The sequence below is a fragment of the Komagataeibacter xylinus genome (assembly GCF_004302915.1).
Classification (GTDB): Bacteria; Pseudomonadota; Alphaproteobacteria; order Acetobacterales; family Acetobacteraceae; genus Komagataeibacter; species Komagataeibacter xylinus_C.
Genome location: NZ_QQBI01000063.1, coordinates 1 through 8331 on the forward strand (window position 1 = coordinate 1; position 8331 = coordinate 8331).

The window sequence follows — 8331 nt, forward strand, 5'->3', positions numbered from 1 at the left end:
AATCAACCATGGCGCATCATGTCAATCGGACTGCGCAATTGGGCTCATGGGTTATAGCAATCAACGGTTGGTATTATGCGATCCTTTTCACGTCCACTGCTGATGCCATGGATCCCTGCTAGCTGGAACTGGAAGGGATCGTTTGCAGGAGGAGCCTAAATCCTACGCTAAGGATTTAGGCCAGCGATATTCGCCGGTGAGATTGATGTGTTCCCATCCCAGCGGTGAGACATGGGCGAGGAGATCAGGCGGGATGATGATGCCGTCCGCACCATCAGTTCTCAGTGAAAATCAACACTCATTGATCATATAACATGTTTGTGAATATCTATTACGGGGCCTCCCGCCATTTGTTGAGCTTTATGTAGAAAGCAGGCAAGACGAGCAGGGTAAGTATGGTACAGGAGACCAGACCGCCGATAACGACGGTGGCTAACGGTTTTTCTACTTCCGCACCCTCACTTATAGAAAATGCCATTGGAAAAAATCCGAGGCACGCAACAGAAGCAGTAGCCATGACGGGACGGAAGCGTTCTCGTGCCGCTATTGTCGCTGCGGTGAACCCATCGAAACCGTTGCGACGTTTTTCGATGATCCAAGAGACGAGCACGACACCATTGAGCGTGGCCACTCCGAACAACGCGATAAAACCAATGCCAGCCGAAATGCTGAACGGCATTCCGCGCAGCCAGAGTGCGATGATGCCCCCCGTTGCCGCGAATGGCAGGTTGATAAAGACGAGTGTTGCCAGCCAGAGATCGCCTAATGCCAGCATGAGCAGCAGAAAAATCAGTACAAGGGTAATCGGGACCACGATTTCGAGACGGGCGACGGCCGTCTGGAGATTGCGGAACTGACCGCTCCATTCTATCCGATAACCGGGTGGAAACAGCACTTTCTTCGCGACCGTTTGCTGTGCTGCCTGCACGAAGGATGCCAGGTCGCGCCCGCGCACGTTGGCCTGTACCATCATGCGACGTTCACCTTGATCGCGGCGGATCGCGGCTGGTCCATCATCCAGTGTGATGTGGGCTACCTGAGACAGTTCGAGCAGATGATCGTCACGCGTCACGACCGGCAACTGGCGTAGCAATGACAGGCTGCTGCGGTGGTCCGGGCCGAAGCGCACTTCGGTCGGCACCAGAGCCCCGTTTATTGAGACGGGGGGACCAACGTGGCCGCCCACTGCTTCGATCACATCAAGGACTTCTGCTGTTGAAACATTCAACCGGCCGGCTGCAGCGCGGTCAACGTCAATATGCAGGTAAGGAATGGTGCCGACATCCTGTGGAGCCACATCCGCGGCTCCGGGAACAGCCGCGATCACTTCCGAAATCTGTGCGGTGAGCTTCGAGAGGGTTTTCAGATCCGGACCGTAGACGCCCACTGCGATTTGAGAGCGCACGCCGGACTGGAGATCGTCCATGCGCATTTGGATGGGCTGGCTCCAGTTATAGAGCGAACCGGGATTGTTCTTCCGCAGTGCAGTATCGAAGGCGCGTACCAATCCCTCCTGTGTCGAGGCCGTTTTCCATTCGGAGCGTGGTTTGAGCAGGATATAGGTATCGGTCTGTTCGCCGCCCTGTGGATCTGTCGGAATGGTAGACGTGCCCGTGTTGCTGACAACGGTCCGAATGTCCGGAAAGGTGTGAAGGGTCTTTTCGATCGCATTGACTGAGCGGAGCGAAGCGTCCAGCGAGATACCCGGCAGGCGTGTCGAGGTCACGACAAGGTCGCCTTCCTGAAGCTGAGGGATAAATTCTCCACCCAGTCTTGTCGCCATGAAACCCGATATGCCCAGAATGGTCAGGGCGATCACGGTCACGCGTCCTGTATGCGCGATGCAGTAACGCGAGGCGTGCAGAAAACCGCGGCGCAGGAAGGCGATGAGGCGCGTGTCATGCGCGCTTTCATCATCAGGCTCACTATCATGTGGTTGCGCATAATGGGGACGGATCAGCATGAGAGAAAGCGCCGGGATGCAGACCAGCGAGAATGCGAGCGAAGCGAGGAGACCGAGAATGATGGTCTCTGCCATCGGTTTGAACATCCGGCCTTCGATGCCTTCCAAGGTGAGAATCGGCAGGTAGACCAGAATGATGATCAGGATGGCAAAGGTAACCGGACGGGTGACGAGTGCGACGATCTGGGCAATGCTCCCGGCGAAGCTGCTTCCTGGAGCGAGCCGGCGGCTCATGACGCTTTCGACGATCACGAGAGCGCTGTCGACGATCATGCCGAAATCAATTGCGCCCAGACTCAGCAAGTTGGCGGAAATACCGAGGTGATTCATGCCGACCATCGCGCACAGCAGGGAAAATGGTATGACCGAGATGATGACGAGGGAGGCTCTCCAGTCGCCGATGACGACCAGCAGCACCGCGAAGACAAGTATGGCGCCCATGACCAGATTGTCGCGGACGGTCGTGATCGTGACGTTGGTGAGGGTCGAGCGGCTGTAGTATGGCTCGAGCGTTATGCCCGGCGGTAGGCTATGCGTCACTCTGGGCAGGGCGGCCTTGATTGCCGCCAGCGTCTTCTTGGCGTTTGCACCTTCACGTAGAAGAATGACCGCATTGACGATCTCGCCCTTGCCATCCCTCGTGACGGCACCGAGGCGCGGCAACTGTCCTTCATGGATGCGGCCGAGTTCGCGGATATGGACCGCCGCGCCGTTCGCCCCGCTCCAGACCTGGATGTCCCCGAACTCCTCCAGGCTGTCGATCAGCGACCGGCCACCTATGATATGTTGTTCGTCGTTCTGCTCCAGCCACGCGCCGCCCGCGGCTTCGTCGCCGCTGTCGACCGCCTTGAAGACGTCGGAAACAGATATGCCATAACGACGCAGAACGATGGGATCGAGTTCGACTTCATAGGTCTGGGATGCGCCACCATTGACGTTGACGTCGACCACGCCGGGAATAAGGCGCAGTTTTGGGACGACGTTCCACGTCATGATCGTGTTGAGTTCGGCGAGCGAGTGCCCGGCACCGTGGATCTGAAGCTGTAGAATCTCTCCCATGCCTGTTGTCATTGGCCCCATGCTGAGAGACGCATGCTCGACTGGAATCGCGTTGCGCGCTTCAGTCAATCTTTGAGAGACGAGTTCTCGGGCCCGATAGATGTCCGTGCCATCGTCAAACTGAAGATAGAGCACTGACACACCAGTCCGGGATACGGAGCGCATGGAGCCCAACCCGACGACGCTGGAGAGTACCGTCTCTACTGGCACGGTGACGAGGCGTTCGATCTCCTGAGTCGGGAGGCCGGGAGCGCTGACCGAGACAAGAACCTGTCGCGGGGAAATGTCAGGTACCGGTTCGACCGGTAGGGATTGCAGATCGAAAATCCCTGCAATCATGATCAGGATAACTGCACCGAGCAGAGCCTTGCGCCCTGCCAGCAGTTTCAGGACGAAATTCATTTCTCCACCTGCCCGCTCTCGGGCGCTGGGTTGAGCAGGGCCTGGGACTTGAGAACGAAGCTACCGCGCGTCACGACGGTCTCGCCTGCCGCGATACCTTGAGTAAGGACGGTGCGGCCGTCTAGCGAGGGGCCGACGACGACATGCCGTGGCGTATAACGATCCCGGCCGATCTGCACAAAAACGCATTTCTGACCGGCAATCGTCTGTAACGCGGCGGTGGGTATGACCTGACCGGCAACGGGGTGAGAGAAAAAGAGTCGCGTTCGAGCCAGCATGCCCGGACGCAGTGCTGACTGCGCGTTCGACAGCAAACTGCGTACCGAGACGCGCCGTGTCCCTATATCTACATCTCCTTCGATCAGATCGATCCGGGAAATTATCGGATCGTCCATTCCACGGAACCAGGTCTGCTGTTGTCCACCGATGGCCAGCTTACCCACATCTTCTGTCGAGACTTCTGAAATGATCCAGACCGAATCCAGATTGTCAATCTCGATTGGAACTGCCGGGGTCGTCGTGATATCTTCGCCGACACTGATATTGACGTGCCTGACGATGCCATTGACCGGGGAGATGACAGTGGATGAGAGGCCGTCCACTTTCTCGATCGGAGAGGAAAATCTTCTCATGCGTTCTTTCTCGTTTTGCACCAGAGCTTCGCGCTGGGAAACGAGAGCATGCATTTCGGTCATGTGAGCGCGACGCCTTTCGGCTTCACCCGAGGAGATGATGCCGCCACGCAGATGTTCTCCTCTTTGCCATGTGAGAACCGCGTCGTGCTCCTGCGCCTGTGCCTGTCGGAGAGCATCCTCGGCGGACAGGAGGCGTTGGCGTTCATCGCTCAGGCTGAAATCGTCATATCGCAGCAAGGTATCGCCACGCTTGACGACCTGTCCAGGAGAAACGAGGACGTCCGTGACACGTCCGGTACCGATGGGTCGGATACGGCTGACCCGTCGTTCGTCGGTCGCGACATAGGCCTGTGCTTCGATATGATTCGGTAATGTACCGGGTTGCGCTTGTGCAGTTTCGATGCCCTCACTCGTCAGAGCGGCCTGCGCGATGATCACTGGTTCTTTCGGCCAGCTTTCCTGCGCTCGAACGACAGGTATGGATGCCATCAGCGTGCCGAACACGCATCCGGCCAAGATGAAAGGTTGCCTAAGATGATCATGATATTTAGAGAAAAGATTCATGGCTTCTATATTAACATAAAAATAGTACAAACGATCAATACGGAAATGGTGATTTTTATCGATCAAGCGATCTTTTCTAAATCATATTATTGAAAAATTATGAAAAAGGAACAAGAAATATTTTACGGAAACCTTCTTATGAGCAATATCTGTAATACTTTGTACCAAAACAATGGTACTTATATACCGCATCAGTCCTATTATGTTTTGTGCCGCGCTATGGAGGGAGCGGGGCGTGAGTATCCCACATGCTATCATAATATTCCTGACAAGACATTTGAACGGAGATCTAGTAATTTGTATAGATATATATTTTGTAAATTGGCAACAGATAGTTTTTACTCAACAGTATATATCGGATTTCATATCAATTGGTTGCAGTGCGTAACCCCTCTTACCCAACGTCAAGAGACTGATAACGTTTCGTATCCTGAGTTTTATGGTCTTTCTCTCTTGTTTTAATAGCTTCCTGATTCGCGTTAACAATTTTTGGCTTTATTACCCTCTCAACGACAGCTGTAACGCTCTCATGTAATGTTGATTTACATTTGCAATATCTATATTATAATATTTATTTTATAATTATATTTTGGTAGATACCTTGTGTGCCATATGGGTCGCCAAATCGTGCCATAAGTGCATTGTAGCACGATGAATGTCTGCTTTCACCGAATATGGAGATTGTGTTCGTGAAAAAGGAGATAGATATGTACGCTCCCCAATAATGAATCTACCATTAGCAAATATCTTTGCTGAAAGATAACCTTTCTGACCTTGCCCAAGAGGGCGAATGATTGTGATATGTAGATGCGGATGAGACAATAACATAATATGGTAATATTTTATTTCGTTATTATCGTTAGGGCAGGAAACACTGCTTGACACAACATCTCGCAAAACGGATTGCGGATACCCACCATACATGCCATGTGTATATAATTTAATACTTTCTCCTTTTATATTACAAACATTATCCGCCTTCTGAATATTTTCATGCGCGCAGCTTGATAAAAATATAACTAACAAAATTAAAATATTTCTCATAGTGAATTCCCCACAATTTAACATAAATACTTATTTATTCTATATGAATAATATCTATGGAATCTTTCCGCGCTCTATTAAGATTCTAATACAAGCGGCATGCCACTCAAATTCATATTTCATGCTTAACAATTTTATTTTATTGTACTCTTCTATTGACATTAATAGGCTTTTCAAACTGACCTCCCCCTCGCGCCATGCTTTTTCTTGATGAATTATACGATCTCCAATGTCTTTTTCAGCTGATCTCATGTATTTATATGATGATTCAGATGATATTAAATGTTCTCTGATCTTCATTATTTCAACATGAACCATCCGGCGAGTTTTTATTTCTTCGCTTGTTGCTTTTGCCAAGCGATTGCTTGCTTCAGATCTAAGAGGTACATTTCGCACTGCACTAGGAAGCGGGATGCTAAAATGTATACCCACACGATCGTCCCATGGGCTACCATATTGTTTTTCATGAATAACGTCGATTCCAACTTCAGGATTAGGCATAAAAGAGCGACGCTCTAGTTTTAAATTCTCTTCGGCTAAATTTACATTTTTAATAGATAGTTTTATTCTTGGGTCTCTATTTTCTATATCTTTTTCTGAATTAAATGGAAGTTTTGAAACGTAAGAATTGTCATAACCAGAAATTTCTACATGCAATTCCTTACCTATAATTTCATTAATTTCGTATTTACTATAACTGTATTCTTCCTCAGAAGAATTTAATTCATTTTCTGCAACTTCGTATGCTGACTTTGCCATCAATAAATCAGTTTCTGGAACTTCACCATTATTTTTACCATTTTCTACTTCGGAATAAATTTTGCGTATGATTTCACAATTTTCTTTTGCAATCATAACGCGATGATATGATATATTTTCTTTTAAAATTGCATCGAGGACTCGAACTGATACAAATAAATGTTCAACGTTAATTTCTTCATCAAGTGATAAAGCTTCTGCATCGGCTACAGCGCGAGTAGATCTTCCTTGTCCGGGAAGCCATAGGGGCACAGATATACCTCCTTGATAGGTTGTGTAACCTTCATTACTACCAATCACGTGATCATCCATATAATCACCAGATACGGTAGGACCACCAGCAAACCATGATGATGCAGCTTTAGCGCGCGCTTTGGCTGAATGATGATTAATTTTCAGTTTATCGTGAATAGGATCCATTGCCCACGCCATTGCAACGGCCTCGTGGAATGAAACACCAGAATATAATGGTTCATCATTACACTCCGCCTTTTCGAACGGAAAAATAAACAAAGCATTTAGTAAAAATATAACAAAATATTTCATTTCAATGCCCGGAGATTAGAGATGTAAAATACAAAACGGATACGCTACTGTTAATTAAAATTATTATCATACATATTATGTAATATTATTTGGCATATATATATCGCTCTAGCAGCCTGTCGGGTTGGGCATTTTGAGGGTCATAAGGCCGAGGGTGACCTGGCTTACGCTGCGTGAAGTCGTGCCATTCTCTTGCAGTTGTATGCGAGAGCGACGAGTGTCCATTCAGTCGTGACTTTTGCAAGGCCACGCAGGCTGAACCTTCTGAAGCCCATGATGCTTTTGATAATTCCAAAGACCGGCTCCACGGTCTGTTTTCGTAGTTTGTAAAGATCCTCGGCTTCTGTAGTTTCCAGCCTGTCCTTCATGGCAAGCCGCCAGGGTTCGGTTATCCGGCGTGGCTCCCTTTCTGCGGGCCCGGGTCGGAAGTCGTAAGGTCTACGGGCACAGGGCCGCCCGGGCCTATCCTAAATTTCGTGTTTAAGCGTTTGATGCGAAAGAAGGAGCAGCATCTGGACGGCGAGGCTGTGGCCGGCCGCCCGAACTGCCGTAATGGCTACGGGCAGAAGACCATGCTGACGTATGTCGGTCGGGTGCGGCTGGACATCCCGCGCGATCGGGCGGGAACGTTCGATCCGCAGCTGATCGCACGCTACCGGCGGCGGTTTCCCGGTTTCGACGAGCGGATCATCTCGGTGTATGCGCGCGGGATGAGCGTGCGTGAGATCCAGGACCATCTGCTTGAAATCTATGGCGTGGAGGCCTCGCCGGCCCTGATCAGCGTCATCACCGACGCCGTGCTGGACGAAGTGGCATCCTGCCAGAACCGACCGCTGGAAGCGGTCTATCCGGTGGTGTTTTTCGATGCCCTGCGGGTGAAGATCCGCAATGAAAGCGTGGTGCGCAACAAGGCGGTGCATATCGCCCTAGGCGTGCGCGCCGACGGCATGAAGGAGGTCCTCGGCCTGGGCCTGGGCCTTGTCGGAATAGATGTGGCGTGCATCGACGCCAGCCGCAATCAGCGCATCGCGCTGGAGATCCACTGACTGGCGTTCGTCGGCTGAGGACACTCGCATATAACCGACCAGCATGTACGACAAACCTCAGCAGAAGCGTTTCCGCATAGTAATTCAAAACGACAGGGTTTGTCGTGCAGTTTTTGCTATCTTGGCGGCTATCTTTTCCCGGCAAGAAAAAGAATGACGGAAAACATCTGTTTTCCGTCATATACCCTCAGCAGCCACCCTTAGCGTATATCTGTGCCCGTTCTATGTACCGACCCCTTCCTGCCGCGCCTGCATGATGGCACGCTGCGCTTCCGGCTGATGACCGGCCGCCCCAGTCATGAAAAGCTCTACC

Annotated in this window: 5 protein-coding genes and 3 pseudogenes; 1 reads left to right on the forward strand and 7 read right to left on the reverse strand. The window is 50.7% G+C overall.

What is annotated here, in order from left to right; all coding sequences use genetic code 11:
• Window positions 1-162 precede the first annotated feature (162 nt).
• The 6 genes and pseudogenes from DV027_RS18215 to DV027_RS18110 all read right to left on the reverse strand — a co-directional run.
• Window positions 163-264 (reverse strand): annotated as a pseudogene (locus DV027_RS18215) (Tn3 family transposase); the annotation flags it as partial.
• Between the two features lie 67 nt (window positions 265-331).
• Window positions 332-3424, reverse strand: coding sequence for an efflux RND transporter permease subunit (locus DV027_RS16635; protein WP_130732942.1), 3093 nt, complete (start codon window positions 3422-3424; stop codon window positions 332-334).
• Window positions 3421-4689 (reverse strand): efflux RND transporter periplasmic adaptor subunit, encoded by a 1269-nt coding sequence (locus tag DV027_RS16640; protein ID WP_130732943.1) that lies wholly within the window; start codon window positions 4687-4689, stop codon window positions 3421-3423. The genes DV027_RS16635 and DV027_RS16640 overlap by 4 nt, the downstream gene beginning before the upstream one ends.
• Window positions 4690-5205: 516 nt before the next feature.
• Window positions 5206-5667, reverse strand: coding sequence for a hypothetical protein (locus DV027_RS16645; RefSeq protein ID WP_130732944.1), 462 nt, complete (start codon window positions 5665-5667; stop codon window positions 5206-5208).
• A gap of 54 nt (window positions 5668-5721) precedes the next feature.
• Window positions 5722-6972: a TolC family protein gene (locus DV027_RS16650; RefSeq protein WP_242621985.1), complete on the reverse strand. Its 1251-nt coding sequence runs from the start codon at window positions 6970-6972 to the stop codon at window positions 5722-5724.
• Window positions 6973-7136: 164 nt separating this feature from the next.
• Window positions 7137-7430, reverse strand: a pseudogene (locus DV027_RS18110) (transposase); the annotation flags it as partial.
• Between the two features lie 63 nt (window positions 7431-7493).
• Between DV027_RS18110 and DV027_RS16660 the strand changes: the two are divergent.
• Window positions 7494-7940, forward strand: a pseudogene (locus tag DV027_RS16660) (IS256 family transposase); the annotation flags it as partial.
• On the opposite strand, the gene DV027_RS16665 reads toward DV027_RS16660, so the two are convergent.
• Window positions 7899-8063 carry a recombinase family protein gene (locus DV027_RS16665; protein ID WP_475584077.1) on the reverse strand — a complete coding sequence of 55 codons (165 nt, stop codon included), beginning with the start codon at window positions 8061-8063 and terminating at the stop codon, window positions 7899-7901. The pseudogene DV027_RS16660 and the gene DV027_RS16665 sit on opposite strands and share 42 nt — an antisense overlap.
• Window positions 8064-8331: the final 268 nt, after the last annotated feature.

What these genes read in the sequence shown, in the direction of transcription:
- DV027_RS16635 (WP_130732942.1), bottom strand. Translation starts at nt 3,424, where the DNA reads ATGAATTTCGTCCTGAAACTGCTGGCAGGGCGCAAGGCTCTGCTCGGT.
- DV027_RS16665 (WP_475584077.1), bottom strand. Translation starts at nt 8,063, where the DNA reads ATGCTGGTCGGTTATATGCGAGTGTCCTCAGCCGACGAACGCCAGTCA.
- DV027_RS16650 (WP_242621985.1), bottom strand. Translation starts at nt 6,972, where the DNA reads ATGAAATATTTTGTTATATTTTTACTAAATGCTTTGTTTATTTTTCCG.
- DV027_RS16645 (WP_130732944.1), bottom strand. Translation starts at nt 5,667, where the DNA reads ATGAGAAATATTTTAATTTTGTTAGTTATATTTTTATCAAGCTGCGCG.